The sequence below is a fragment of the Kordiimonas aquimaris genome, from assembly GCF_025574485.1.
In the GTDB taxonomy this organism is placed as follows: domain Bacteria; phylum Pseudomonadota; class Alphaproteobacteria; order Sphingomonadales; family Kordiimonadaceae; genus Kordiimonas; species Kordiimonas aquimaris.
In genome coordinates, this window is the sequence record NZ_JAOBPO010000023.1 from 1 (window position 1) to 1,446 (window position 1,446).

1 protein-coding gene is annotated in these 1,446 nt (G+C 43.4%); it reads left to right on the plus strand.

All coding sequences use genetic code 11. The features are described from left to right. Positions 1–1,446, plus strand: a 1,446-nt coding sequence (locus OEU88_RS17585; protein ID WP_262696517.1) for a non-ribosomal peptide synthetase, incomplete at both ends; no start/stop codon positions are given.

Genomic DNA, 1,446 nt, shown 5'->3' on the forward strand with positions numbered 1-1,446 from the left:
TTTACCATTATTATCTTCTCTGGAGCGTGACCGCTTACTTATTGAATGGAATGATACATCTGCGGCTTATGCATCAGACAAGTGTTTGCATACTTTATTTGAAGAGCAAGCCAGCCGCACTCCAGATAACATTGCTGTCGTTTATGAGGGTAGTGAACTTAGTTATGCTGAGTTAAACAAGCGGAGTAATCAGCTTGCACATTACCTGATTGAGCAGGGAGTTAAGCCAGATAGTCTAGTGGGTCTTTGCCTTGACCGCTCTCTTGAGATGGTTGTCGGTATTATGGGAATACTTAAGGCTGGTGGTGCTTATGTTCCGCTGGATCCTGATTATCCGGAGGACCGCCTTCGGTTTATGCTTGATGATACACAAGCTCACATAGTTATTGGTCAGGCTTCTATAGCGACTGATCTATCATTGTTTGATGAGCGTTGTCAGGATCGCCCTGAGCTGGTGCTTCTCGATGAGCCAGAGCAGCTTGAGGCGTTGTCATTTTACCCTGAGACTAACCCTGATACTTCGGCTTTGGGGATATGCTCCGACCACCTCGCTTATGTGATCTATACCTCAGGCTCTACAGGAAAGCCCAAAGGTGTATGTGTCGAACATAAAAGTGTTGGTAATTATGTTCACGATGGTTTGAGTCATTACCTAAATAAAGAAACTTTAGGCGCAGTAGTAAGTACTCGGTTTAGTTTTGATGCAGTTTTCACTTCGTTACTTGTGCCTTTAATCATAGGCAAGCGAATTGTGCTTATACCTAATGATGAGGCGTTGGTTGCAAATTTACATTCTCACTTATTGAATGATGTAGACGATTATTTATTTAAGATGACGCCTAAATTATTAGAAACGTTAATTTTACAAACCGAAAAATCTCAGTTGAGTACTCGCCAACACATTATAGTGGTAGGTGGTGATGAATGGTCGGTTAAGGGACTAAAGAATTGGCGGAGGGATCATTTACCAAATAGTCGTCTTATTCATCATTATGGACCTACAGAATCGACGGTTGGGTCTTCAATTTACAAAGTTCCTTCACTGTCTAGTTTGTCGGATCATTCCACGGTTCCAATAGGCCGTCCCATATCGAATACACAGCTTTATGTATTATCGGATAATTTATCGGTTTTGCCGATAGGTGCTGTTGGTGAGTTATATATAGGTGGAGCAGGTTTGGCGCGGGGTTATTTGAACCGCCCCGAGCTTACTGCGGAGCGCTTTATATCAAACCCATTCAGTAATGATACGGGCTCTCGTTTATACCGGACGGGTGATCTGGTGCGCTATCTGCCGGATGGGAACCTTGAGTTTATAGGTCGGGTCGACCATCAAGTTAAGGTTCGTGGTTTTAGAATTGAGCTTGGCGAGATTGAAGCGTCACTTTTAGATGTTTCTGACGTTAGTGATGTAGTTGTTGTTGCGCGAGAAGGTCAAGCTGACAG